This is a genomic window from Candidatus Aeolococcus gillhamiae (genome assembly GCF_016464765.1).
In the GTDB taxonomy this organism is placed as follows: domain Bacteria; phylum Chloroflexota; class Dormibacteria; order Aeolococcales; family Aeolococcaceae; genus Aeolococcus; species Aeolococcus gillhamiae.
The window spans coordinates 1-24,145 of record NZ_JAEKNS010000007.1; the positions used below are offsets into that span (position 1 = coordinate 1).

Annotated in this window: 25 protein-coding genes; 13 read left to right on the forward strand and 12 right to left on the reverse strand. The window is 70.3% G+C overall.

Annotated features, from left to right (window positions below; all coding sequences use genetic code 11):
- Positions 1–362, forward strand: a 362-nt coding sequence (locus JF886_RS00385) for a glycerate kinase (protein ID WP_337308477.1), incomplete at its 5' end; no start/stop codon positions are given.
- On the opposite strand, the gene JF886_RS00390 is transcribed toward JF886_RS00385, so the two are convergent.
- Positions 359–1,321, reverse strand: a complete 963-nt coding sequence (locus JF886_RS00390) for a branched-chain amino acid transaminase (RefSeq protein WP_337308479.1) — start codon at positions 1,319–1,321, stop codon at positions 359–361. The genes JF886_RS00385 and JF886_RS00390 overlap by 4 nt on opposite strands.
- Before the next feature lie 170 nt (positions 1,322–1,491).
- Between JF886_RS00390 and JF886_RS00395 the strand changes: the two genes are divergently transcribed.
- Together JF886_RS00395 and JF886_RS00400 are read left to right on the forward strand one after the other, a co-directional pair.
- Positions 1,492–3,057 (forward strand): phosphoenolpyruvate carboxykinase, encoded by a 1,566-nt coding sequence (locus tag JF886_RS00395; RefSeq protein ID WP_337308480.1) that lies wholly within the window; start codon positions 1,492–1,494, stop codon positions 3,055–3,057.
- A 12-nt stretch (positions 3,058–3,069) separates the two neighbouring features.
- Positions 3,070–3,561: an SRPBCC family protein gene (locus JF886_RS00400; RefSeq protein WP_337308481.1), complete on the forward strand. Its 492-nt coding sequence runs from the start codon at positions 3,070–3,072 to the stop codon at positions 3,559–3,561.
- Here JF886_RS00400 and JF886_RS00405 read toward each other — a convergent pair.
- Complete coding sequence (locus tag JF886_RS00405; protein WP_337308482.1) at positions 3,543–4,586, reverse strand: MBL fold metallo-hydrolase; 1,044 nt, start codon at positions 4,584–4,586, stop codon at positions 3,543–3,545. The two genes, JF886_RS00400 and JF886_RS00405, sit on opposite strands and share 19 nt — an antisense overlap.
- A 114-nt stretch (positions 4,587–4,700) precedes the next feature.
- Between JF886_RS00405 and JF886_RS00410 the strand changes: the two genes are divergently transcribed.
- Complete coding sequence (locus JF886_RS00410) at positions 4,701–6,005, forward strand: MFS transporter (RefSeq protein ID WP_337308483.1); 1,305 nt, start codon at positions 4,701–4,703, stop codon at positions 6,003–6,005.
- 128 nt (positions 6,006–6,133) lie between these two features.
- On the forward strand, positions 6,134–7,318 hold the full coding sequence (ccrA, locus tag JF886_RS00415; RefSeq protein WP_337308530.1) for a crotonyl-CoA carboxylase/reductase: 1,185 nt from the start codon (positions 6,134–6,136) through the stop codon (positions 7,316–7,318).
- Here the strand turns inward: ccrA and JF886_RS00420 are convergent.
- The gene (locus tag JF886_RS00420) at positions 7,311–8,183 is read right to left on the reverse strand and encodes a hypothetical protein (RefSeq protein WP_337308485.1); all 873 of its coding nucleotides are present in this window, start codon (positions 8,181–8,183) and stop codon (positions 7,311–7,313) included. The genes ccrA and JF886_RS00420 overlap by 8 nt on opposite strands.
- On the opposite strand from JF886_RS00420, the gene JF886_RS00425 reads away from it, so the two are divergent.
- The 6 genes from JF886_RS00425 to JF886_RS00450 all read left to right on the forward strand — a co-directional run bounded on the left by JF886_RS00425 (position 8,182) and on the right by JF886_RS00450 (position 13,320).
- Positions 8,182–8,961 carry a thioesterase family protein gene (locus JF886_RS00425; protein WP_337308487.1) on the forward strand — a complete coding sequence of 260 codons (780 nt, stop codon included), beginning with the start codon at positions 8,182–8,184 and terminating at the stop codon, positions 8,959–8,961. The two genes, JF886_RS00420 and JF886_RS00425, sit on opposite strands and share 2 nt — an antisense overlap.
- Positions 8,962–9,020: 59 nt before the next feature.
- The gene (locus tag JF886_RS00430; protein WP_337308490.1) at positions 9,021–10,724 is read left to right on the forward strand and encodes an acyl-CoA mutase large subunit family protein; all 1,704 of its coding nucleotides are present in this window, start codon (positions 9,021–9,023) and stop codon (positions 10,722–10,724) included.
- A gap of 9 nt (positions 10,725–10,733) precedes the next feature.
- Positions 10,734–11,234 carry a hypothetical protein gene (locus JF886_RS00435; protein WP_337308492.1) on the forward strand — a complete coding sequence of 167 codons (501 nt, stop codon included), beginning with the start codon at positions 10,734–10,736 and terminating at the stop codon, positions 11,232–11,234.
- Positions 11,235–11,302: 68 nt separating this feature from the next.
- Entirely contained in the window at positions 11,303–11,653 is a 351-nt protein-coding gene (locus tag JF886_RS00440; protein WP_337308494.1) for an Mpo1-like protein, read from the forward strand.
- 79 nt (positions 11,654–11,732) lie between these two features.
- Positions 11,733–12,278, forward strand: coding sequence for an RNA polymerase sigma factor (locus JF886_RS00445; protein ID WP_337308496.1), 546 nt, complete (start codon positions 11,733–11,735; stop codon positions 12,276–12,278).
- Entirely contained in the window at positions 12,271–13,320 is a 1,050-nt protein-coding gene (locus JF886_RS00450) for an SIMPL domain-containing protein (RefSeq protein ID WP_337308498.1), read from the forward strand. The genes JF886_RS00445 and JF886_RS00450 overlap by 8 nt, the downstream gene beginning before the upstream one ends.
- Positions 13,321–13,341: 21 nt before the next feature.
- Here JF886_RS00450 and JF886_RS00455 read toward each other — a convergent pair whose 3' ends face one another.
- On the reverse strand, positions 13,342–14,607 hold the full coding sequence (locus JF886_RS00455; protein WP_337308499.1) for a CysS/YqeB C-terminal domain-containing protein: 1,266 nt from the start codon (positions 14,605–14,607) through the stop codon (positions 13,342–13,344).
- Positions 14,608–14,653: 46 nt separating this feature from the next.
- The gene (locus JF886_RS00460; protein WP_337308500.1) at positions 14,654–16,162 is read right to left on the reverse strand and encodes a leucyl aminopeptidase family protein; all 1,509 of its coding nucleotides are present in this window, start codon (positions 16,160–16,162) and stop codon (positions 14,654–14,656) included.
- Between the two features lie 118 nt (positions 16,163–16,280).
- Here JF886_RS00460 and queG point away from each other — a divergent pair, with 118 nt between their 5' ends.
- Positions 16,281–17,369 (forward strand): tRNA epoxyqueuosine(34) reductase QueG, encoded by a 1,089-nt coding sequence (gene queG, locus JF886_RS00465; RefSeq protein ID WP_337308503.1) that lies wholly within the window; start codon positions 16,281–16,283, stop codon positions 17,367–17,369.
- Between the two features lie 13 nt (positions 17,370–17,382).
- On the opposite strand, the gene JF886_RS00470 is transcribed toward queG, so the two are convergent.
- Positions 17,383–17,736: a hypothetical protein gene (locus tag JF886_RS00470; RefSeq protein ID WP_337308505.1), complete on the reverse strand. Its 354-nt coding sequence runs from the start codon at positions 17,734–17,736 to the stop codon at positions 17,383–17,385.
- Positions 17,737–17,962: 226 nt separating this feature from the next.
- On the opposite strand from JF886_RS00470, the gene JF886_RS00475 reads away from it, so the two are divergent.
- Positions 17,963–18,757, forward strand: a complete 795-nt coding sequence (locus JF886_RS00475) for a LysM peptidoglycan-binding domain-containing protein (RefSeq protein WP_337308506.1) — start codon at positions 17,963–17,965, stop codon at positions 18,755–18,757.
- Between the two features lie 66 nt (positions 18,758–18,823).
- Here the strand turns inward: JF886_RS00475 and JF886_RS00480 are convergent, their stop codons facing one another.
- The 6 genes from JF886_RS00480 to JF886_RS00505 form a co-directional block, all read right to left on the reverse strand.
- Positions 18,824–19,624 (reverse strand): dimethylarginine dimethylaminohydrolase family protein, encoded by an 801-nt coding sequence (locus tag JF886_RS00480; protein ID WP_337308508.1) that lies wholly within the window; start codon positions 19,622–19,624, stop codon positions 18,824–18,826.
- 264 nt (positions 19,625–19,888) lie between these two features.
- On the reverse strand, positions 19,889–20,911 hold the full coding sequence (locus tag JF886_RS00485; RefSeq protein WP_337308510.1) for an inorganic phosphate transporter: 1,023 nt from the start codon (positions 20,909–20,911) through the stop codon (positions 19,889–19,891).
- A complete protein-coding gene (locus tag JF886_RS00490) occupies positions 20,904–21,506 on the reverse strand; it encodes a DUF47 domain-containing protein (protein ID WP_337308511.1) in 603 nt (200 codons plus the stop codon). The genes JF886_RS00485 and JF886_RS00490 overlap by 8 nt, the downstream gene beginning before the upstream one ends.
- Positions 21,507–21,606: 100 nt before the next feature.
- Positions 21,607–22,611: an ATP-dependent DNA ligase gene (locus JF886_RS00495; RefSeq protein WP_337308512.1), complete on the reverse strand. Its 1,005-nt coding sequence runs from the start codon at positions 22,609–22,611 to the stop codon at positions 21,607–21,609.
- Positions 22,612–22,681: 70 nt separating this feature from the next.
- Positions 22,682–23,551, reverse strand: a complete 870-nt coding sequence (gene ku, locus JF886_RS00500) for a non-homologous end joining protein Ku (RefSeq protein ID WP_337308514.1) — start codon at positions 23,549–23,551, stop codon at positions 22,682–22,684.
- A 42-nt stretch (positions 23,552–23,593) separates the two neighbouring features.
- On the reverse strand, positions 23,594–24,112 hold the full coding sequence (locus JF886_RS00505; RefSeq protein WP_337308517.1) for an HNH endonuclease: 519 nt from the start codon (positions 24,110–24,112) through the stop codon (positions 23,594–23,596).
- Positions 24,113–24,145: the final 33 nt, after the last annotated feature.

A 24,145-nucleotide genomic window follows, 5' to 3' on the forward strand; every position in this document is an offset into this window, starting at 1 on the left:
GCGCCGGGGCGGCCGGGGGCGCGGGCTTCGCGCTGGCCGCGCTCGGTGCTCAGCTGCGCGGCGGCGCAGCCCTGGTCTGTGACTTGGTCGGTCTCGATGAGGCGCTGGCCGGGGCCGCACTCGTGATCACAGGCGAGGGCCGGCTCGACGCGCAGACGGCCGCCGGCAAGGCGCCGGCCGAGGTCGCAGCGCGAGCCGCGCGTGTGGGTGTTCCCTGCGTCGCGATCTGCGGGAGCGTCAGCGGCGGGACGGATCTGTTCACGGCGACGATCGCGCTGGACAAGCTGGGCCCGGATCCGGAGAGAAGGGTGCGCGCGCTGCTGCGACGGGCGGCGGCGCGGGCAGTAGAAAAAAGGCCCTAGCTATACACCGGGCTGAGCCACTCAGAGTACTTGTCGTTGCCGCCGCTCACGACGCCGTTGTAGATGTCCTGGATGCGCATCGTCACCGGGCCGGGCTCGCCGTCGCCGATACGGCGCCGGTCGATCTCCACCACCGGCGCCACCTGGGCACCGGTCCCGCACATGAACACCTCGTCGGCGGAGTACAGCTCGCTCCTGTCGATGGATCGCTCCACGATGTCGAGGCCGAGCTCCTCACGGGCGAGGTGCATGAGCCCCTGGCGGGTGATGCCCTCGAGGATGTTGTCGCTGGGGGGCGGCGTGTACAGGGTGCCCTGGCGGACAAGGAAGATGTTCTCGGCGCTTCCCTCGGAGACGTGGCCGTCCATGCTCAGGAGGATGGCCTCGTCGAAGCCGGACTGAAGCGCCTCCGACTTGGCCAGCGCGCTGTTCACGTAGCCCCCCGTGCACTTGCTGCGGGCCGGCACCATGGTGTCGTCGATGCGCCGCCAGGAGCTCACCATGCAGCGGATCCCCGAGGTGCCCACGTAATTGCCCATCGGGGCCGTGCAGATGGCAAAGCTCTCGGGGACGTCGTGGAGCTTGACGCCGATGATCTCAGCCGACTTGAAGATGAGCGGGCGGACGTAGACGTCCTCGCGATAGCGATTGCGACGGAGAAGCTCGGTGGTGATGTCGCAGAGCTCAGCAGTGGGGAGGGGCACCTCCATCTGGAGCACCCGGGCGTTGACGCGCATGCGTTCGTAGTGCTCGGCCATGCGCAGTGTGTAGAGCTGCTCGCGCTTGTCGTTCCAGTACGCGCGAATCCCCTCGAAGACGCCGGTCCCGTAGTTGAGGCCGTGGGTGAGCAGGCCGACTCTGGCCTCCTGGTACTCGCAGACCCGCCCGTCGAACCAGATCCACGACGTGTCACGGCGGGTGACCGCGTCGGGCGAGGTGGACGTTGCTGCCTGGGCCATGACAGCAGCGTACAACCGGAAGCAGCCGCAACGCGTTGGCTGCGCGAGCGGATTCCTCGCCAAAGCCCGCCTGGAACCGCTGTGATATGGTCGCTGTGAGGTTAGGACCTGGCCGTTTCGGTTGCCCGCCGCGCTTGGAAGGGCAGCGAGGTCAGGGACGTGGAGGAGTCATGACTGACGTTGTGAGGAGCCAGCGTGCCGCGCTGCCGGAGGCCCGGTCGCTCCGCTGGAACCCCAGCCCCGAGGAGCTGCGCGAGCTGACCTCCACGATGCCCAACGCGCGCCTGACCGAGTTCGACAACTACAACGTCCAGACCAAGGTTGTGTCCCGCAGCAAGAGCAGCACCTACATCATCACCGACTCCCCCGAGCTGCACACCGACCAGACCCTCTCCCGCGAGGTCGGCCGCAACATCGCGGAGCTCCAGGACGAGCACATCCGCGACCGCGACATGCTGGTGGTCGACGGCTACATCGGCAACGACCCGCAGCGGCGGGTGCGCGCGCGCCTCTACATCGAGGCCGCGTTCGCCAACATCGCCGGCATGCAGCGCTGGCTGTACTTCGACGACGAGAACCAGGGTGGCGAGGACTGGGACCCGCAGCTCACCGTCATCTACACCCCCTCGCTCGAGGCCCCCGGCTACCCGGAGAACCGGGTCATCGCCGTCGACCTCGACAACGGCGTCACCCGGGTCCTCAACAGCGACTACTTCGGGGAGTCGAAGAAGGGCGGCCTGCGCATGTGGAACAAGCTCACCTACGACGAGGGCGGGCTCTCGCTGCACGCAGGCTGCAAGGTGATCCCAACCCCGCGGGGCGAGCAGTCCATGCTCATCGTCGGGCTGTCGGGAACCGGCAAGACCACCACCACGTTCACGCGCCAGAACGAGTCAAAGCCGGTCCAGGACGACTTCGTGGCGCTCTACCCGGGCGGCCGCATCGTGGCCACGGAGAACGGCTGCTTCGCCAAGACGTTCGCGCTCGACCCCAAGGACGAGCCGACCATCCACGGGGCGGTGTGCAAGCCCGAGGCCTACCTCGAGAACGTCTCGATGAACCAGGACGGCAAGGTCGACTTCTTCGACACCGCGTACACACAGAACGGCCGCGCCGTCTTCCGCATGGAGGCGCTCGGCTGGCACCGCGATGCGCGCGATGTCACCAGGGTCAACCAGCTGCTCATCCTCAACCGCAACGAGAACATCATCCCGGCCGTCGCCCGGCTCAACCGGGAGCAGGCGGCCGCGTATTTCATGCTCGGCGAGACCCAGGGGACCTCGGCCGGCGGCAAGGAGGAGGCGGGCAAGTTCCTCCGCGTGCCCGGGACCAACCCCTTCTTCCCGCTCCGTCACGAGCAGCAGGGCAATCGCTTCCTCGAGCTCCTCGACAGCTGTGGCTTCGAGGTCTTCCTGCTCAACACCGGGCGCGTCGGTGGTCCTCCCGGCAACGAGAACAGCAAGAAGGTGTCCATCCCCTACTCCAGCGCGGTGGTCAAGGCCATCGCCGAGGGCACCATCGAGTGGACGACCGACCCCGACTTCGGGTACGAGGTGGCCTCGTCGTTGCCCGGGATCGACGACCTCGAGATCCTCCAGCCGCGCCGCCTCTACGAGCGCACCGGGCGCTCCGAGGAGTACCAGACGATCGTCGACCGGCTGCGCGCGGAGCGGCGTGATTTCCTCGCCAAGTACCCAGGATTGCGCTCCGAGATCGTCAACGCCATCACCGTCTGACGGCGCCCGGGGATGGGTGACGTCACCGTGCGCACCGAGATCACCGCGCCGGCGGAGGCAATCTACGACCTTGTGGCAGACATGCCTGGGATAGGTCGCTGGAGCCCGGAATGCGAGCGGGTTGAGTGGACGGACGGCGCCACCGGGCCCGCGGTCGGAGCCACCTTCACAGGCCACAACCGCAACGGTCGGCGCAGCTGGTCGACGCACGGCACCGTCACGGTCGCCGAGCGGGGCAGGGAGTTCACCTTCGAGGTGCGCTCGGTGCTCAACCTCCCGGTCTCGCGATGGTCGTACCGCTTCGAGCCCGGCGCCGACGGCGTCTGCCGGGTCGCGGAAAGCACCGAGGATCGTCGCGGCGGCCTCATGAAGACGCTGGGACGGATCGCGACCGGCATCAGCGACCGCGGTGAGCGCAACAGGGAGACGATGACCACGACGCTGGAACGGCTGCGCGCCGCCGCCGAGTCCGGCACGGCTTCGGGTCAGCCGACGGCCTCGTAGCGGCGAACCCCGTCGACGGTGGTTTCGCGCACGGTGCCCTCGCTGACCAGCAGGTCGAGGTGCGCGGCGGTCTCCTGTACTGCGAGCTGGCGGTTGAAGCCGTCGAGCTCGTCGTAGTGGCGATCGCGCCGGGTCCAGGGAAGCACGCGCGCCACGTCGAACGCGGTGCGCGCGCCACCGGTCAGCGCGGCACGTGACGCCGCCAGGCGGGCTGCGTGGTGGGCAAGGAGCTCGTCGACGCGAGTCGCCAGCCCGTTGAAGGGAGGGCCATGCGCCGGCAGCACGGTGTCGACGGCGAGGTCGCGCACCTTCATGAGCGACTTCAGGAAGTCGGCAAGCGGCAGGCCGTCGGCGAGTGGCTCGAAACCGATCGAGGGGGTGATGTGCGGCAGGACGTGGTCACCGGCGAACAGGATCCGGGCGGCGGCGTCCATGAAGGTCACGTGGCCGCGCGTGTGGCCCGGAGTCTCGATCGCCACCAGGCTGCGCTCGCCGACCGCGACGCGCTCGCCGTCGTCGGCCCAGTCGTCCGGCAGCTCCCAGAGGCCCTCGCTCTCCGGCGGGCTCTGCCGGTCTGCGTCCGCACGGACAAGCTCGTCGACGAGCTCGGCGGCGCCATTGCGACGGAGCCGGGCGATCCACGGAGCGCGGCGATCTCCCTGGGTGTCGTCGAGGATGTACTCCAGCGAGCGCTGCTCGCCGCGGCCCAGCAGCACCGTGGCCCCCGAGGCCTGTCGGACTGCACAAGCCTGCCCGAAGTGGTCGCGATGGATGTGGGTGACGAGCACGCGGCGCACGTCGCCGAGCTCGGCGCCGGCCTGCTTCAGCCCCGCCTGGAGCGCATCCCAGCTGGCGGTGCGACTCATGCCGGAGTCGACCAGCGTGATGCCGCCCTCTCCCTGCAACGCGTAGACGTTCACCGCTCTCAGCCCATCGCCGGGCAGGGGCAGAGGGATGCGGAACACGCCCGGCGACACCGCGTGCGCGCCAGGCTCCTCCCAGGTTCGGTCCCCAGCAGAGGCCATGGTCACTCCGCTGCTCGTTCAGGTACTGATCGGGCCGAAACACCTCTCATCGGCCAGACAGCGTCTCATGCCGCGTGCAACGAGCGTGCCTGCACAGCCGGATATCCTGTCGCGATGCCGAGTGCGGGACGACGCCTGTCGACAGCACTGACGGGCGTCGCGGTCGACGCCGGGGCGCTGCGTGAGTCACCAGCCTTCCGCCGTCTCGCCGCCGGGCAGCTGGTGTCGCTGGTGGGCCGGCAGATCACCGTCGTGGCGGTGCCGTACCAGGTGTACACCCAGACGCGGTCGCCCGCACTGGTGGGACTCCTCGGACTGGCCCAGGTGATCCCGCTGATCAGCGTCTCGCTGCTCGCCGGTGGCCTGGCCGATCGCTTCGACCGCCGCCGCCTGCTGCTGGTGACCCAGGCGCTGCTCGGTCTCTGTTCGCTGGCGCTGCTGATCGGCGCGCTCCAGCACGCGCCTGTGGTCGTCGTGTTCGTCGTCGTGGCCGCGGCGGCGTCGGTGTCGGCTCTCGACGCACCGACGCGCACCGCGATGATCCCCAACCTGGTCTCGAAGGAGCGCCTCCCCGGGGCGCTGTCAATCAACGTCGCCATGTTTCAGACCACGCTGATCGCCGGGCCGGCCGTCGGTGGACTGCTGATCGCTCACGTCGGTCTGTCCGCCGCCTACCTCGTCGACGTCGCCAGCTTTGCGGCGGCGATGCTCGCGGTGTGGTTGCTGCCGTCTCAGCCACCGTCGGCGCAGGCGCACGAGTCCACGCTCGCCGCCATCCGTCGCGGGCTGGCGTTCATCCGCAGGCGACGGGTCATCCTCGGCACCTTCGTCATGGACCTCTGCGCGATGGTCTTCGGGTTCCCACGAGCGGTGTTCCCCGTGCTGGCCGCGACCACCTTCCGCACCAACGCCCAGGGTCTCGGCTACCTCTACTCAGCGCTCGGTGTGGGCGCAGTCATCGCCGCGCTCAGCAGCGGCTGGCTCTCGCGCTCGACTCGCCTCGGCCGGGTGGTGGTGGTGGCGATCGCGCTCTGGGGCGTGTCGATTATCGCCTTCGGTTTCGCCGGCTCACTGTGGATCGGTCTGGTGCTGCTGGCGTGCGCGGGTGCCGCCGACTCGGTCAGCGCTGTGTGCCGCAGCACGATCATGCAGACCCAGACGCCGGACCAGCTGCGCGGCCGGCTCACCGCGACGTACTACATGGTGGTGGTCGGCGGACCGTTCCTCGGTGACCTCGAGGCGGGCGTGCTCGCCGGCGTCACCTCGGCGCGTGTGTCCGTGGTGTCCGGCGGCGTGCTCTGCCTGGTCGGCCTGGCGCTGGCGGCGCTGGCGTTTCCGGAGGTGTGGCGTCACTGCGAACGTGCCGGCGAGCACTCGCCCGCGCTCAGCGACAACGCCCTCGCGGGGCCGCCCGTGTAAGGTCCTGTTCGCGCGACCAGGCAGCCGAGAGGGAGAGGGTGAGCGAGGTGACCACGGAGAGGCCACAGCGGCGCACCGACCCGCAGCGGCTGACCACGCACCCACCCGTCGGCGAGGTGCCGGACACGATGGTGGCGCAGGTGATCAGGCCGGAGCGCTACGGCGACCCGCGCGACGCGTTCGCGGCCGAGGAGATCCCCACCCCGACGCCGGGTCCCGGCCAGGCGCTCGTGTACGTGATGGCCGCCGGGGTCAACTACAACAACGTCTGGGCCGCGCTGGGCCGCCCTGTCGACGTCATCGCCGCGCGCCGTAAGGCCGGAGCCGTCGAGGACTTCCACATCGGCGGCAGCGACGCATCCGGGGTGGTGTACGCCGTCGGTGAGGGTGTCGACAACGTGCACGTCGGCGACGAGGTGGTGGTGCACTGCGGGCAGTGGGACATGGCCGACCCGTTCATCACGGCGGGCGGCGATCCGATCACCGCTCCCAGCGCACGCATCTGGGGCTACGAGACCAACTGGGGAAGCTTCGCGCAGTTCACCCTGGTCCAGGCCCACCAGCTCCTGCCCAAGCCACCCAAGCTGAGCTGGGCGTCCGCTGCCGCGTACATGCTGGTCGGCGCCACCGCCTACCGCATGCTCTGCGGCTGGGAGCCGCACACAGTGCGCGAGAACGACGTGGTGTTGGTCTGGGGCGGCAGCGGTGGCCTCGGCTCGCAGGCCATCCAGATCGTGCGCGCCCGCGGCGGCATCCCGGTGGCGGTGGCCTCGGGCGGGGAGCGGGGTGAGTTCTGCGTCAGCATCGGGGCGGCGGGCTACATCGACCGCAAGCAGTTCGACCACTGGGGCCTGCCCCCGGACTGGCGCGACAACGACGCTTACGGCGAGTGGGCGGCCGGCGCGCGCGCGTTCGGCAAGGCGATCTGGGACGTCCTCGGTGAGAAGCGCAACCCACGCATCGTCTTCGAGCATCCCGGTGAGGCGACCATCCCCACCTCGATCTTCGTGTGCGACAACGCCGGCATGGTGGTGATCTGCGCCGGCACCACCGGGTACCACGCCGCCGTCGACCTGCGCTACCTCTGGATGCGCAGCAAGCGGTTGCAGGGCTCGCACTTCGCCAACGACGAGCAGTCGGCCGCATTGAACGAGCTGGTCACCCAAGGCCTGGTCGACCCGTGCCTGCGGCGCACCTTCGATTTTGACGACGTCGGCGTCGCCCACCAGCTCATGTACGAGAACCGCCACCCGGTGGGCAACATGGCGATCCTCGTCGGCGCCCGCGACGACCAGCAGGTCGACTTCAGCTAGGGGGCGTCTCGGGCGCGACGGCCGCGTGCACGCGCGCAACCAGCTGCTCGGGGGTCTCGGTGCCCAGTTCGAGGCGCTTGCCGCTGCGCAGCCAGTCGGTCTCGGCAGTGCTGAGGTGGCCGGAGAGGTCGCGCGGCAGCCGCGCCGGCGCACCCTCGATCATCTGCAAGCGGCGGCCCATGAGCTCGGCTGGGTTGATGCCCGCATCGGCCACGTCGGCGCCGCGGTCGCGCAGGTCGGCGGGCAGCGCGCACCCGGCGGGATCGCAGTCGTGGAGCACGATCACCCGCCATCTCGCCAGGCCGTCGGGGAGCTGCGCGGCAATGGCCACGGCGACGCCGCCGAGGCGTTCGCTGTTGGCGTGCATCACGGCGGCCGTTGCGGCGCGGTCACACACCACCACGGTGATGGCGGCGGGCGGCGGCGGCGGCGCGTCGACGAGGCCGTCGTACGCGTGCGCGCCACCGAGGAACCGCCGCTCGAAGTCGGGATACGAGACGGCCAGGAGCCGCGCCAGCGGCAGCGGCCGGCGCTCCTGCACGTGGGTCACGATGCCGACGGCCAGGAAGGCCAAACCGACGAGGCCCAGGACGGCGAGCAGGATCCGCTGCCCGGTGATCGCCCCGATGAGGATGAGCAGCACTCCAAGACCGACCTCACCCGAGGCGATGCGCGTGGGCGGCGTCTCGACGTCCGCGCACACCGCGTAGTAGAGCTGGAGCGGCGAGTAGCTCCAGCCGCCCTCGTGCAGCCTGGCCGCAGCGGCGTGGACGCGCTCGTCGTTGATCTCCAGGGACATGTCGCGCGAGTCTGGCAGGGGCGGGCGGCGCCCGCCGATCCGCGCCCGCCAGAATCGTGTCGGCATGGGTATGGCCTTCTACGTTCCCGACGGCGACCGCTTCGTCTCCACGGAGTGGACGCGGGGTCCCTGGGACCCGCGCTACCAGCACGCCGGCCCACCGGCGGCGCTGCTCGGGCGCGCCATCGAAGCCCTCGAGCCGGCCGACGGGTTCATGGTGGCGCGCTTCACCGTCGAGGTCCTGCGCAGCATCCCGTTGAGCGTGGTGACGGCGGAGGCGCACCTTGCCCGGCCGGGCAAGCGCGTGCAGCTGGCCGAGGCCACCCTCAGCGACGAGGACGGCGACATCGCGGTGGCCCGCGCCTGGCGGATCCGCCGCGTGGACACCTCCGCCGAGCAGTCGGCCGCGGAGCCGGGCGTGTTCGCGGGCCCGGACGCGGCGGCACCGTCCGCGGAGTTCGACCCGTGGGGCGGGCCGAGCTACTTCTCGGCCGTGCAGTGGCGCGTCGCGGCCGGCGACTTCCTGAGCCCGGGGCCGGCCACCGTGTGGATGCGCATGAACGGTGCACTCGTCGACGGGGAGGAGCCCTCACCGCTCACCCGCGTCCTGGTCGCCGCCGATTCCGGCAACGGGGTGAGCATGGAGCTCCCGCTGGAGACCCACGTGTTCATCAACACCGAGCTGAGCGTGCATATATTCCGCGAGCCCGCCGGCGAGTGGGTCTGCCTCGACGCGCGCACCCGCATCGGCCCCGGCGGTGCCGGGCTCGCCACCAGCACCCTGTTCGACGCCACCGGCCGGTTCGGGACCGCCAACCAGGCCCTGCTGGTCAGCACGCGCTGAGCGCGCGCTCCGTGGCGCCGACTGGCGGCGCGCTCGGTGAGCCGAAGTATGCTGGCGGCGTGATCTCAGAGACCGCAGCGGTGCCTGGCGTCGCCCGCAAGGACCGCGACTACGCCGCGGAGCAGCGCCGCTGGGAGGAGCGCGCGCTGACGCGCGCCCTGGCCGGCGGCGAGCGCAAGGAGTCGTTCACCACCGGCAGCGGGATCGAGGTGCAGCCGCTCTACGGCCCCGCCCAGCTCGAGGACCACGATGCCGCCGCCGCGGAGGGTTTCCCCGGCGAGCCCCCGTTCACACGCGGCATCCAGGCGACCATGTATCGCGGGCGCTTGTGGAGCATCCGCCAGTACGCCGGCTACGGCACCGCGCGGGACGCCAACGAACGCTTCCGCTTCCTGCTCGCCAACGGCCAGAAGGGCCTTTCCGTGGCGTTCGACCTGCCCACCCAGATGGGCCTCGACAGCGACGATCCTCGCGCCGCCGGTGAGGTGGGCCAGGTCGGCGTGGCCATCGACTCCGTCGCCGACATGGAGGACCTCTTCGCGGAGATCCCGCTCGACGCGGTGAGCACCTCGATGACCATCAACGCGCCCGCGCCGGTGCTCGTCGCCATGTACATCGTCGCCGCCGAGCGCCAGGGCGTGGCCGGCGACGCAGTGATGGGCACCGCCCAGAACGACGTGCTGAAGGAGTACGTCGCCCGCGGCACCTACATCTATCCTCCGCGCGCCTCGCTGCGCCTCGCCGCCGACCTCATCGCCCACTGCGCGCGCCACGTCCCCCGGTTCAACGCCATCTCCCTGAGCGGGTACCACATCCGCGAGGCGGGGAGCACAGCACCGCAGGAGATGGCGTTCGCGGTCGCCAACGCGTGCGAGTACGTCGCCGCGGTGGTCGGGCGCGGCATCGCCGTCGACAACTTCGCACCCAAGCTGTCGTGGATCTTCAACACCCATACCGACTTCTTCGAAGAGATCGCCAAGTACCGAGCGCTGCGCCGGCTCTGGGCCAGGGTGATGGGCGAGCGCTTCGGCGCCACCGACCCGCGCTCGCTGATGCTGCGCACCCACACCCAGACCGGGGGCTCGACGCTGACCGCGCAGCAGCCGGAGAACAACATCGTGCGCGCCGCCATCCAGGCGCTCGCCGCCGCCCTCGGCGGGGTGCAGTCGATGGCTCTCTCCTGCTACGACGAGGCGCTGTCGATCCCCACCGAAAAGGCGCAGCGCATCGCCGTGCGCACCCAGCAGATCGTCGGTGAGGAGATCGGCGTCACCAACACCGTGGACCCGCTCGGCGGCTCGTACTTCGTGGAATGGCTGACCGACGAGCTGGAGCGCCGGGCCATCGCGCTGCTCGAGCAGGTGGACAAGCGCGGCGGCGCGGTGGCGTGCATCGAGTCGGGATGGATGCAGGAGCAGATCCAGGAAGAGGCGTACCGCGCCGAGCTCGCGGTGGTCTCGGGCGAGAAGGTGGTGGTTGGCGTCAACCACCACACTGAGACCGAGGAGCCGCAGCCGCCGGTGATCTTCCGCACCGACGACCGCGCCGCCAACGAACAGCTGGAGAGGTTGCGTGCCCATCGCGAGCGCCGCGACCAGCCGGCTGCGCTGAGCACGCTGGAGCGCCTGCACGCAGCCGCCGCCGGCGACGGTGAGCTGATGCCGGCCATCCTCGACGCGGTGCGCGCCGATGCCACCCTCGGCGAGATCTGCGGCACGCTGCGCGACGTCTTCGGTGAGTACCAGCCGCCCACGACAATCTGACCGCGGCGGATGAGCGGCACTTCCAGCCGCGCCCGCGGCGCGCTCCGAGCTGTCTGGCACGCGATCGTCACCATGCCGCGCCCGGCGCGGTTTCTGCTGGTTGCGCTGGCCGCCGCCGCGGCCTTCGTCGCCGTCATCGTCCCGCTCTTCAGCAGCGGGGGCGCGCCGCGCGCGGAGATCGCCGGTCAGCTGCCCCAGACGGTGGCCGCGGGACACACCGTGCAGGCCAACATCGCGCTCGACAACGTCGGCGACAGCATCATCTACCCGGTGTGCGTGGTGATGAGCGGTGACGGCGCGACGCTCGCCTCCGCCGACTTCCAAGGCCTGGACCATGTCACTGCCAGCGGCAATCGGGTCTGCGGCGGCCAGCTCACCGGCCAGGAGACGATCGGGATCACCATCCAGTTCAGGCTGAGCCACCGCGGCAACACCCACGTCCAGCTGGTGCCTCAGCAGGGGAACGCGGTGATCGGACCGGCGTTTGCCGGCACCGTCGGGGTCACCTGAGCCGAGCCGCGGGCGGCGGCGAGTGCGTGCCCGGCGGTACCCTTGATGGACCCCCAAGGAGGACAGCGATGGCGCGCGAGTTCACCGATTTCGAGACATTCTTCCCCTGGTACGTCAGCCAGCACAGCAAGCGGGCGACACGCTGGTTCCACTTCGCCGGCACCCATCTCGGCGCCGCCACGGCGCTGACCGGCGTGGTCACCCGCCGCCCGGCTCTGATCGCAGGGCTGCCGGTCATCTCCTACAGCGTGGCCTGGTTCAGCCACTTCGTCATCGAGAAGAACAACCCGGCGTCGTTCGGCCACCCGCTGTGGTCGCTGCGCGGGGACGTGCGCATGCTCTCGATGATGTGGCAGGGCCGGGACGCCGAGCTGGAGCGGATCGCCCAGGACGCGACGCGGCTGACGCTCGCCGCCTGACGGGATTGCCCAACCGCGGGCGCCAAACTTGTGCGGACCGCGTGTAATCGATTCAGAGCCGGCCGCTGTCTTAACTGTCATGACGACCGCCGCCCTTTCGCTGGCCGCCCCGGTTATGGCTGATCAGTCGCTGGGCGGCGACGCCGGCGCCGACTTCGAGTCGATCTTCCGGCGCGAGGAGCGGCGGCTCTTCGGCATCGCGTTCTCGATCCTTCGCGACCCGCTGGAGGCGGAGGAGGCGCTCCAGGAGACGTCGCTGCGCGCATGGCGATCGTGGGGTCGGTTGGCGCAACCAGACCGGGCAGGCGCGTGGCTGACCACCATCTGCGTGCGCCACTGCGTCTCGCAGAGGCGCTCGCTGCGGGTCATGCGGTGGCGCAACACCCCCGACAACCCACGCCTCGCCGCGGCGACCGACCACCTGCGGTATGACGGCCGCTACGTCGACCTCGACCGCGCTTACGGCACGCTGTCGACACGCCAGCGCGCGGTGATCACCCTGCACTACCAGCACGGCCACTCGGTGGCGGCGTGCGCCGCGATCATGGGTTGCAGCACCGGCACCGCAACCTCACATCTCTCGCGCGCGCTGAGCAAGTTGCGTAAGGAGCTCGGTGATGACTGAACCCATCGACGACGACCCACTCGAGAGCCGCCTGAAGGGATACCTGCAGCGTTTCACCAACTACCCGCGGCCGCGGAAGAGCACGCTGGACACCTCCGTCCCGGCGCTGCAGCACCAGCGCCGTCGCGTCGGGCTGATCGCGGCAGTGACCGCGGCGGCGCTGTGTGTGACCGGCACCGCCACCGCCGCGCTGGTGGTCACCCTGCGCGGAAGCAGCGTGACCACCAGCGGGGGGCTAGGGTCCGCCGCCGGGGTGTCGGGACGTTCGCTCTTCATTCCCTTCGCAGGCCAGGGCGCGGCCAGCAACGGGCAGGGTTCGGCAGCAGCGCCTGCGCCACTCAACCCCACGCTGGGCTCCAAGACGGCGAGCTTGGCTCAACCGGCGAGCTTGTCTGGTTCGCTCTATCCGTTCAACTACTACTCCTGTGGGGGCGGCGGCAGCGCGCAGGTCGCCAACGGCCAGATCCAGGTCCAGGGGATGGCCACGGTGGGCGCCGCCGACCAGCCCACGGGCGTCCAGCTGACCATCCAGGTGTCGGGGACAGGGCCGACCTACAAGGCCGCGGTGACCGACGCCCAGGCGCGCGAGGTGACCGTCGACAACGCCATCCGGGCGGCCGGCATCCCCTCGGCCGACATCACGGTGGCGCCCGTCCAGATCGGCCAGAACGGGTACTTCTACTCCGGCAACGGTCAGTCGGCACCGCCCGCAGCCAGCGGAGTGATCACAGTGAGCTCCACCGATCCCGTACAGCTGGGCGCAGCGGTCGACGCCGCCGACAACGCGGGTGGCGCGTCGCACATCTCTACCTACAGCGCCTTCGGAACCCAGTTCAATACGCCGAGCAGCGGCGACATCGCCACCGCGCTTGACGACGCCACCAGGACGGCACGCGATCAGGCGGTGCTGGCGGCGGCCGCGGCGGCTGTGCACCTCGGCAAGGTATCCGGGCTCACCACGTCGCCGCCCTCTCTGTGCTACGGCGCCAGCGGCGAGCGGCTCGTGGTCACAGTGACCATCAACTACAGCGTCTCGTCCTAGGCGGTGGCCGGCCGGCGCCCGTCAGCCGCGACGCGCGGTCTCCATCTCCCACGTTGAGCCCGCCGCCGAGTCGCGCACCTCCACGCCGTTGGCGAGAAGCGTCTCGCGCAGCGCGTCGGCGTCGGCGAAACGCCCCTGCGCGCGGGCCTGCTCGCGCAGCCTCAGCAGCGCGTCCACGAAGGGCGCAACCCGCTGGCGCGGCGTCACTGACCCGGCACGCGCCAGTTCGGCGAGACGAACCACCAGTTCGCGGAGCGCCTCGCGCGCGCGATCCGGCCCGTCCGACTGGAGCGTGTCGCTCGACCAGTCGTGCACCGCGGTCTCCATCGCCAGGATCGCCGCGGCCACGCCGTCGGGGTCGCGAGCCGCCAGCGCCGTGATGGCGGCGTGACGCTGATCGTTGACCTCCTCCATGAAGGGATCCGCGCCCTCGATGTCAGCGGTGGTCGTCGGTGGCGGTGCGGCGTCGCGCGCAACGGTGGCGGGCGCGGTGCCGGTGGGTGATGTCACCTCCTGCAGCGGCACCTCCTCCGGGGCGCGCCAGTGCCTCTCGACACCATTGATTCGCCACGTGACACGACCCCGACCGCGAACGCTCAGGGACGCAGCCGCGACGTCGATGATGCAGGCGGTGTGCTCGTCGACACCGAGGATGCCGCAGCCCTCGGGCAGGCTCGCCTCGAGCACGCGCAGACGACGTTCCCCCATGTAGCAGTAGCGCGTGTCGTGGGTCCCCCCCTCGGCGTTGTTGTAGTGGGGGATGACCGCGGCGCGGAGCCCGGCGTGGCGCACCAGGTCGAGGCCCGCGACCCATTGCGCGGCGGCACCGACCTTGTAGATCTCGTACACGGGCAGCGCCACCTCACCGAGCCCGACCGCAGCCGCGCTGGAGAACACCACCACGCCGCCGCCGGTCATCTTGCCTGCAAGCAGCTCGGGCACGCGCGTTCCGCTCCACTGGCGGAGGGCGTACGTCGGGCTGCCCGGTCCCGCGAACACCCAGCCGGCCTCGGCGAGCAGCGCACACATGCGCTCGTACTCCAGCGGTGTCGCCGTCTGCGCGTCACGAAACGAGGCCACCTCGACGTCGTGACCGACGCTGTCGTGGAAGTACGCGACAGTGCGCGCGGCGATCTCGTCGGCGTTCTCCTGGAAGCCGAAGGGAGTGTCGAGCATCACCGCCCTCACCCCCTGGCCGGCACGTTCGAAGAGCGCGGCGTGCACGGATGTCATCGTCGGCGCCGTCTCGCCTGACCCGATGATCGCCAGCAGCCGGGGCGCGCTCACCCAATCATCGTACGCGGCGCCACTGCAGGCACGGCCGCCGCGCGCGTCAGTCGCGGGCGAAGAGGCGGGCCAGCCAGACCAGGGTTCGCACCGGCGCTCCGGATGGCCCTTTGGGGATGTCCTTGAGGCTGGCCTGATCGTTCCACGCGGTGCCGGCGATGTCGAGGTGCACCCAGGGAAGCCCGCCCGAGAAAGCGCGCACGAACACCGCGCCGTTGATGGCGCCGGCCTCGCGGCCGCCCCAGTTGCGCACGTCGGCGACCTCGCTGCGCAGGCAGACGTCGTACTCCGGGCTCATGGGCAGCTCGGCGAAACGATCACCGCCCTGCTGAGCGGCACGCAGCACCAGCTGCGTCAGCGCCCGATCGCTGCTCATGAGCGCGGCGTTGACGTGGCCCAGGGCGATCAGCGCGGCCCCGGTGAGCGTGGCCACGTCGACGATGTGTGTCGCGCGCAGCTGACGCGCCAGCGCCAGGCCGTCGGCGAGCACGACACGGCCCTCGGCGTCGGTGTTGACCACCTCGATAGTGGTGCCGTCGATCGCGCTGACCACGTCGCCCGGTTTCAGCGCGCGGCCGCCGGGCATGTTCTCCGTCGCGGGCACGATGCCGAGCACGTTGCAGGGCACCTGCAGCGCTGCGATCGCATGCAGCGCCGACAGCACCGCTGCGCCGCCACCCATGTCGAACTTCATCGACTCCATGCCCAGCGCGGGCTTGATGGAGATGCCGCCGGTGTCGAAGGTGATTCCCTTGCCGACCAGCGCCAGCGTCGGCGCGTCCGTGCCGGCGCCCTGGTGACGCACCACGATCATCACCGGAGGCTCGTCGCTGCCGCGGGCGATGCCGAGCAACGCACCGGCACCGGCGGACTCCAGCGCAGCCCGGTCCATCACCTCCACCGTCAGTGTGGTGCCCGCGCACAGCTCGACGACGTCCGCGCCCAACTGCGTCGGCGTCAACGTGTTCGCCGGGGCGTTCGCCCAGCGCTGCACGCGCATCGTTGACTCTGCGAGCAGCACCGCCTCGGCGAGCGCGATGTCCACCGAATCACCGGCGTCACCGTCCACACCGGCGACGACCACCTCGTCGATGAGCGGCGCCGTGTCCGGCTCGCTCTTGTTGACCCCGGCCTCGTGGTTGGCGACCAGCGCGCCGGTCACCATGGCGCGCAGCAATGCGGCGGTGTCGGGCACGGCCGTCTCCGCCAGCGAGACATCAGCCGCAAGGACCAGGCGGGTGAGGCGGCGGCGGCGGAGCACGCCTCCGGCGAGGGTGTAGGCGTTGTGCAGCCGGAAGCTGTCGAGCAGGTTCCTGTCGCCAAGACCGAGCACGACAACGCGCCGCGCCGCGATGCCGCCGGCAGAGTTGACCACGGTCACCTCGCCGAATGATCCGGTGAGCTCACGCGACGACAGCATGGCGGTGAGCTCGCCGTCCAGCCTGCCGTCGACCTCGATGGCGGCCGGCCCGAGCTCACCGGTGAAAGCGGTCACCAGAAGCGCGTCACCGCCGATCGTCGCGGGCGCACCGTCGCCGCGCATCGCCACGGTCATGTGTCGTCCCGCGAACGTGCTCGCATGTCTCCCCCTGCTCGACAAGCTCGAACCCACGGCGCCAAGGGCGGAATGGTACCGGCCGGGTTCGGCGACGGGTGGCGGCATACTCGTCGGCGTGAGCCGGTGGGAGGCATTTCGCGAGGAGCTGCGCGCACATGCGCTGGAGAGCGGCTGGTGCGCGCTCGGCGTCACCGGCGTGGAGCCTTTCGTGGAAGCGCGCCGGCACGGGCTCGACGCCATCGCGGCAGGGCGCATGGAGGGGATGCCGTGGATGACCGCCGAGCGCGTCGCCGCGAGCACCGACCTCGGCCCACGCTACCCGTGGGCGCGCAGCATCATCGCTCTGGCCTGGCCGTACCGGCCGGTGCGTGGAGCCGCCGAGCACGAGGGGAGCACGCCGCGCGGACGCATGGCCGCGTACGCCTTGCTCGAGCAGCCCGGCGAGCCGGACGCCGTCGACTACCACGACGTCCTGGCGCGCGGCTGCGACGAGCTGGTCGCCTGGCTGCGGGAGCGCGTGCCCGAGGTGCGGGCCAAGCGCTTCGTGGACCACGGCTGGGCAATGGACCGGGCTGTCGCAGAACGTGCCGGCATCGGCTTCACTGGCAAGCACGCCGGGCTGCTCACCACCACCGCCGGCTCCTACGTCCTCCTCGCCGAGATCGCCGTGTCGCTGCCGCTGCCGGCGGACGCGCCGTCGAAGAAGGGCTGTGGGAGCTGTGCCACCTGCCTGCCCTCCTGCCCGACCGGCGCCATCATCGCTCCCGGGGTGATCGACGCCCGCCGCTGCATCTCCTACCTGACCATCGAGCACGAGGGCCCGATCCCGCACGCGCTGCGGCCGCTGATGGGCACCTGGGTGTTCGGCTGCGACCTCTGCCAGGAGGCCTGCCCGATCAACCACCGCCTGGCCCCGCCGCCGTTGGCCGACACGAAGCACGGACGAAAGGGGCCGGTCCCGGCCCCCGACCTGGTCGAGCTGCTCGAGCTCGACGAGCGCGGTTTTGCCGAGCGTTTCGCGGGGACCGCGGTGGCCAGGACCGGGCGGGCTCGCCTGGCCCGCAACACCGCCATCGCGTTGGGCAACGCCGGGGTGGCTGCCACCGCCGCCTCGCTGCGGCGGGCCGCGGCACAGGATTCCGACGCCGACGTGAGGGAGGCCGCCGCCTGGGCCCTCGAACGGGTCACCGCAGAGGTCAACTAGAGGGCGGCGATCCTCAGTGGAAGAGCCACATCGCGGCGCCGACCCCGGCCGCGATCGGCGCGCCGACACAGGCGGCGACAAGCGGGACCGGGTCGTGCTGCGGCGGCCACCACGCGTGCGGTAGGGCTCGGCCGATCGGAACCCGGGCGCGGCGGATGCGGTTGGGCTGCCGGCTGAGGATGGCCGCGGCCATTCCGGTGAGGGTGACCAACAGGATGCCCTGGCCGGCGGCCATGGCCAGGTGGGTTGCGCCGACGCGCCAGAGCGCAGCGACGACCGCGAACGCGACCAGTCCAAGCAGCCCGCCGCAGAGGGCGCCAAGGAGCGGCAGGGACACGGTCACGCGTTGCGGCTGCGGAAGCGGCATGGGTGGAGGGTACCACCGCCGCCTCGCCGCCTCCAGCGTGGCGAAGGGGAACTGCCGTTCCGGGGACGAAGGGGGACAGGTCCTCCCTTCAGGCAACCCCCTTCAGTGGTGTCAACTCCGGCGACGTGAAGTCGCCTACGTTGACGTTTCACGTGTACTCTGGTCACGCTCCGCGCGCGGAGCCCGGTTCCACGTCCCAGCTCACGTCTTACCAGGGAACCCTCCCATGCCGTCCCGCACACGCCTTGCCGCCGCTGCCATGGGCGCCACCGCCGCCGCGGTCCCGGCCGGCGTCATCGCCAGCACCTACGTCGTTCATCCCGGGGACACGCTCAGCGCCATCGCACTGCGTCACGGCACCACGGTGCGGGCGCTCGCCGAGGCCAACCAGCTCGCCGACCCCAACCTCATCCGGATCGGCCAGCTCCTGCAAATCCCCGACTCCAAGATGGGCACACCCGGCTACACGGCCAGGGGCGCCGATTCGGAGTCGTACATCGTGGTCCACGGCGACGCCCTGATCAGCATCGCGCGGCGTTACGGGCTCGACCTCACCGCGCTGGCGCGCAGCAACGGCCTCAACGTCAACGCACCGCTGCACGTCGGCGCCGTCCTGCACCTGCCCGGGCGGATCGCGCGGGTCAACGCGCTGCTCGTCCACGTCGCCAACCAGATCGGCGTCGACCCCAAGCTGGTCAAGGCGGTGGCCTGGATGGAGAGCGGCTGGCACCAGGGGGTGGTCTCACCCACCGGCGCCATCGGGCTGATGCAGGTGGAGCCCTACACGGGCGAGTGGGTGTCGCGCTACCTCGCCGGCCGGACCCTCAACCTGCGCGTGGCATCGGACAACGCGACCGCCGGCACCCTTCTCCTCCACCACCTCCTCAGCGTGCACAGCTGCGACGTCCACGCCGCCCTGGCCGCGTACTACCAGGGCGACGCCTCGATCGGCCGCCACGGGCTCTACGACGACACGCGCCGGTACCAGAAGGTGGTGACCGACCTCATCAAGAGCGAATAGGGCGTCCCACCACTTTTCTTGATAGCCCCGCTTGTGGCTTCTGTGGAGAAGCTGGGGATAACCCGGTCAGTCGAGGCCGAGGTCGAGCGGCAGGCTGAGGCAGCGCACCCCCCCACCGGACTTCATGAACTCGTCGACGGGCAGGGACACCACCTCGAAGCCGGCGTCCGCCAGTGGTGCGCGGATCGCCTCGACCGCCGTCGAGCTGATCACCCGTCCGCGCAGCGGCATGGCGTTGCACGCGAATCCCTCGGCGACCTCGCGGGGCACCTCGAGGAGTCGCGGCACCCGAGCCCGCACCAGCTCCACCGACTCCGGCGCGAAGGCGTCCGGGGCGATCAGGGCGCTGTGGTCGTCGAGAGGACAGAAGCAGGTGTCGAGGTGGTAGAAGCGCGGGTCGACGAGCTGCAGCGAGGTGCTCTCCACGTCCAGGAAGCGGGCCACCTCGGAGTGGGCGGGCAGGTCGGTGCGGAAGCCCCACGCCTGGAAGAGGTGGTCGCCGACGAACAGCGCGTCACCGGCGCCCTCGAAGGAGATGTCCGCGGGCATCTCGTGGATCACGAAGTCGAGCTCCTCGAGTGCGCCGCGCCAGTGGCGCTCCTCCCCCGCCCGCTCGGCGTGGTGGAAGCGGCTCAGCACGGCGCGGCGCCGCCACACCACCGCGGCGTTGGCGGTGAAGACCATGTCGGGGAGGCCCGACTGTGGAGAGGTCAGCGCGATCGACTCCCCGAGCTCGGTGTAGACGCTGTGGAGCGCGTCCCACTGTTCGACGGCCCGGACGTGGTTGACCTCGACGGCAACATTCATCCACGGGTTGATCTCGTACTCGATGCCGAAATACTCAGGACGGCACATGAGAATGGCCATGACGCGCTACTCGCACATCCGGCCAGGCCGATCGCAGTCGCGGGGAGCTCCTGGTTCCGGGTCGACGCGATGATGCCACACATCCGTGAGCGAGCAGAAGAACCGGCGGTGTGAGGGCGGGACGGCATCGCTCCGGTCGCTGGTGCTCGCGGCCGCTGCGGAGCTAACTCGGCTTCGCCGAGTGGATCTCCTTGCTGCTCGCAATGCTCCCTCCGCGATGCCGTCCCGCCCCTACACGACCAACCGAATCGGATCCGCTCTCGTCTAAATCGCCCGCGCAACCAGCGCTCCGGCTGCGGCGAGGATGGCGGTGGCCGGGATGGTGAGCACCCAGGCAACCACGATGTTGCGGGCGGTCAGCCACCGGACCGCCGCCAGCCGGCGCGTTCCACCCGCCCCCATCACGGCGCCGGACACCACGTGCGTGGTGCTTACCGGGATGGCCAGCTGGGTGGCGCCCTGGATCACCACTGCTGCCATGGTCTGCGCCGCGAAGCCATCCACCGGTTCCAGCTGGGCGATCCGGCTGCCCAGCGTCTTGATGATCCGCCACCCGCCGGCGTAGGTGCCGAACCCGATCGCCACCGCCGCCACCACCACCACCCAGAGCGGGGGCGACGGGAAAGAGCCGGGCTTGGGAGCGATGTGGTGGGTGGCGATCAGCGCCAGGGTGATGATCGCCATCGTCTTCTGGGCGTCGTTGGCGCCGTGGCTGAATGAGACGAAGGCGCCGCTGAAGATCTGCGCGGTGCGGAAGTTCTTGTTGGCGCGCGATGGGTGAATGGTTCGGAAGAGGTGCAGCAGGCCGGCGAGGAAAAGGTAGCCGAGCAGGAAGCCAATGACCGGCGAAGTGATCAGGCCCACGATCACCGGTCCCACGGTTCCCCATTTCAGTGCATGCACGCCGTATCCCGCGAGTCCCATCCCGATGAGCGCGCCGATGAGCGCATGCGAGGAGCTCGACGGGAGTCCGGCGCGCCAGGTCACCAGGTTCCAGGTGATCGCCGCGGCGAGCGCTGCCACGATCATCGCCAGCGACACACCGCCGGCTGGTGCGACGAGGCCGCCAATGGTGTTGGCTACCTTGGTGTGGAGCAGCTGGATGGCGACCACAGCGCCGACCAGGTTGAGCACCGCTGACACGCCGACGGCGAGCCGTGGTCCAAGGGCGCGGGTGCTGATCGTGGTGGCGACCGCGTTGGCGGTGTCGTGGAAACCGTTGGTGAAATCGAAGCCAAGGGCCACCGCGATGGTGACGACCAGAAGGACGGTTTGACCGTCAGGCATTCTTGATGGTGATCGCCTCGAGGATGTTGGCCACGTCCTCACAGCGGTCGAGCGCGTCCTCGAGGAGAGTCAGGAACTCCTTGAGCTTGATCACCTCAAGCGCATCGGTCTGCCCCGAGAACAGCTCTCCGATCGCGTGCCGCGAGGCGGTGTCGCCGAGGTTCTCGAGCCTGTGCACCTCGATGCCGTGCTCCTCGACTCCCTTGAGGCCCTCGAGCTTGCTGACGCCCTTCTGCAGCTCGAGAACCGCGCTGGAGATCAGCTCGATCATCTCCAGCGCAGCGGGCGGAATGCGCTCGATCTTGTAGAGCGTGACCGTGTCACCGATCTCCTCGATGTAGTCGAGGACATCGTCCAACCCTGAGGACAGCGCATAGATGTCCTCGCGATCGAAGGGCGTCACGAAGGTGCGGTTGAGCGTGCGCACCAGCTCGTGGGTGACCTCGTCACCGACGTGCTCGAGGTCCTTGATTCTCTGCTGCGTCTCAGCAAGCGACGGCAGGTCGTGCAGGCCATCGCGCAACAGTTGCGCGGCGGCGACGATGGAGGTCATCTGCTCGTCGAAGAGCTGATAGAAGCGCCGCTCCCGTGGCACCAACGACAGTCGCACTGGGCACCTCCCCGCATCCACCTGCACCGACGGCGGGGAGCATAGGGAATGGCCCGGTGTGGCCGGGGCAGCCCCGCCCTGTCTCTCACATCTCCAAAGCGTGGAGGACGGTCGGGCTGAATGGACGGAGCGGCTGATGCGAGGTGGCCTGCGGCGGGTCCACCGGCGCCCGGCGCACGCACCACATCGGGTCGACGTCGTCGCGCAGCGCTACCAGGCGCCAGGCAGGCAGGCCGCGCGTACCCGTGGCGAGCGCCGGCTCGACGATGGCGATCAGGCGGGGACGGATCCAGGTGACTCCGGGCCCGGCCGCGTCCGCGTCGTCGACGGCCACCGCGGGCACCGGCTCCGCCGTTGTGGTGAGCCAGCGCCGGCCCAGGGCTTCGCCGAGCGGCGCCACACCGACGAGTCCGAGCCTGCCCTCGACCCAGTCGCCGAGGAGAAGGCGGAGACCGGTGCCCGCGGACCGCCACCCCACCACGATGGCCTCGCGGCGCGCCGAGAGCGCAATCCGCAGGCGCAACGGCGAGGCCATGCCGGCGAGGTAGGGCGCGTCCTGCCGCCGGGCCAGGATGGCGGCGAGCCCGCGTTCGACGGCGGCACCGGCGAGGGCGCGGCCCCGGCCGACGACGTGGTCGGGGAGCTGGATGCGCGAGTCGGCCGGGATCAGCCCGGCCAGGGCGGCGAGCCTGGCCAGCAGGGGCCTGGACGTCAGCGGCTCGCCGTCGAGGTGGAGGATGTCGGTGACCAGGTACACCGCGGCCGGGCGGCGTTCACCGCTCATCACCCGGCGAGACAGGGCCGCGAGGTCCGGACGACCATCCGCGTCGAGGACGCAGATCGAACCGTCGAGCACCGCTCCCCGGCGGGCGAGGAAACCCGCCGCGGCCACGATCTCGGGGTAGCGCTCGTCGAGTGCTGCTGTCTCCCCCTGGAGACGGATAGAGCCATCGGCGTCGGCGACGAGCAGGCACCGCGAGCCCTCCCACTCGATGTTGAAGAGCCAGTCGTCCCCGTCGAAGGGCGCCGAGCACGGGGTGCTGGCCTCAATGACCACCCGTCCCGACGGCCCCGCGGCAGGAATGGTCATGGGCAGTCCTGGCTCTGGATCGCGAGCGAGGCGGCGACGGCCCGCCTGGGCGCGTGGGCTCAACCCCGACTCAGGACGCCTTGCGCCGCCGCGTGCCGTCCGCCGTTTGGCGACGTCGAGCCGCCTGCTTGGCACCGGCGGGCCTCTCGGCGCGCTCACCCTTCTGGGCCGCCTCGACGGAGGCCTTCAGCGCGGCCATCAGGTCGGTGACCTTCGACGGCTTCTCCGGCGTGGCGCGTTCCAGCGGCTGGTCGTTGACCTTGGATTCGACGACGGCCATCAGCGCCTCGCGGTAGTTGTCCTTGTAGCGCTGCGGATCGAAGCTGGCGCTGAGGTTGTCGACCAACATCACCGCCATGTCGAGCTCGCGCTTGTGGATCTCCGGCGTCGCTTCGGCCTCGGGAAGGGAGAGTTCACCGGCGTCGCGGATCTCGTCGGGCCAGTGCAGGGTGTTGAGCAGCAGGCCCTTCTCGTGGAGTGCCAGCCGGCACAGGTGCTCGCGGTCGCGAAACGCGATCTTGCCGACCGCGACCTTGCCCGTCTGTTCGAGGGCGGCCTTGAGCAGGTAGTAGGGCTTGACCCCGACCGCCTCGGGCTCGAGGTAGTACGCGCTCTTGATGTAGAGCCCTGCCTCGATCTCGTGGTCCTCACAGAACTCGAGGATCTCGCAGGTGTGCGACGTGGGCAGCGGGAGGTTGTCGAGGTCGGAGTCGTCGATCTCGACGAACTCGTCCTTGCCGACCTCGTAGCCGCGCACCGTCGAGCTCCAGGGAATCTCCTTGTCCTCCGCGGGACACCAGCGCTTGTTGCGGATCGGCGTGTGGTCGGTGGGACAGAGCATCCGGAAGGAGACGCTCTTCGACTCCGTCGCCAGGTAGAGCCGCACCGGGATGGCGACCATGCCGAAGCTGATCGCGCCGCGCCACATGGATCTGGGCATGTTTTGATTCTAGGCCCGCCGCGCTCCGCGTGAGCGCATGACTCAGACCGTGAGGAGCGCCTCGTAGGCTGCTTTCAGTTCCGGGTAGCGCAGGAAGATGATGTGCGCGTACTCCTGGGTGAGCGGACCGGGCTTGCGGCGCAGGTGCATGCCGACCTCCTCGGGACGGTGGTTGGCCTTGCGCCAGTTGCACTTCTTGCAGGCGACCACGAGGTTGTCCCAGCGGTCGCCGGCGCCGCCCCGCGACATCGGCACGATGTGGTCGACAGTCAGCTCGGCGGCCGCGCCAACGTAGCCGCAGTACTGGCACGTCTGGTCGTCCCGCAGCAGCAGGTTGCGCCGGTTGGGCCGCAGCAACCGGCGGGGCACTTGGATGGTCCGCAGCAGCCGGACGACGACCACGCCCTGGGGCAGGCGGCGACCGCTCAGCGCTTCCGCCGCCTCCAGCTGGGAGCGCTCGTCGAGGAAGGCAACGCGCTCCTTGCTCAGCAGGATGATGAGGCGACGGTGGCTGATCACATTGAGCGGCTGCATCGAGGCGTTGAGAAGCAGCACGGCCATGGCCGAATTCTATGGTGAGACGGGACCGGACGG